Source organism: Vibrio sp. M250220, from assembly GCF_036533795.1.
GTDB lineage: Bacteria > Pseudomonadota > Gammaproteobacteria > Enterobacterales > Vibrionaceae > Vibrio.
Map to the genome: position 1 here is coordinate 1 of NZ_JATABI010000161.1, position 791 is coordinate 791.

Here is a 791-nt window from a genome sequence, read left to right on the forward strand (position 1 = left end):
CTGAGGCCACGGGCGGCGAAGATGAGAATTTAGATTTTTTCTTCTTCATGCATTAAGCATGACGGCTAGAAATGATCACTCAATTAGGAATGTTGGATCAATTGCGTTAACTCACACTTTTTGTCAATGGACTGCTGGTGAACGCTTACTATTTTTTTATGATTTTTCGGTGTAACTATAGTTAGATTATCCAGATCATAAACGGCACCACCTTTAGCAACTTCTACTTTATGGTGTATTTCATATCTTATTATATTTTCATTATAATGTTCTGACTGTGGTGCAACAGGAGCTTTACCATCAGCCATTTTAACTTTGTTTCTATTGTGAAATTGCCCATTCAATTGGCCATCTCTAGAAACTTCTGTCCAGAGGGCCTTCCTAAACGCATCAAAACTACTGAACTCTTTACCTCTCAACTTATCAGCAATTTGTGACGGTATCGGAGCACCTAACCCTTCACTGGCTTTCTCTAACCATATGCCCGTTATATCTTCGCCATTCCCTGTAACACCCCCGGACTCATCACGCGCCGTTTTTTGGAACATCAGGTAAAGAGGAGGCAACCCAGCATCCACAGGGAAGGTGACAATATATTCGGCTAGATCTTCTTCTGGGTAGAGAACCGTGCCAATTTCTTGCTCATGCTCTTCAATTGGGTGAACCAAGATATTGTGAACATCCAGTTGGTCATTCTCGGGGAGGACGGTATCAGGTGTGAGTACATCGGTTGAGCCGTCAGGTGTCCAGGTAATAGTGATACCGTTATCCAACTCAGCAATAAAGTGTTG

1 protein-coding gene is annotated in these 791 nt (G+C 42.4%); it reads right to left on the bottom strand.

From position 1 onward, the window contains the following. Positions 1-83: 83 nt before the first annotated feature. Positions 84-791, bottom strand: a 708-nt coding sequence (locus QTN94_RS20135; protein ID WP_331428664.1) for an S-type pyocin domain-containing protein, incomplete at its 5' end; no start/stop codon positions are given.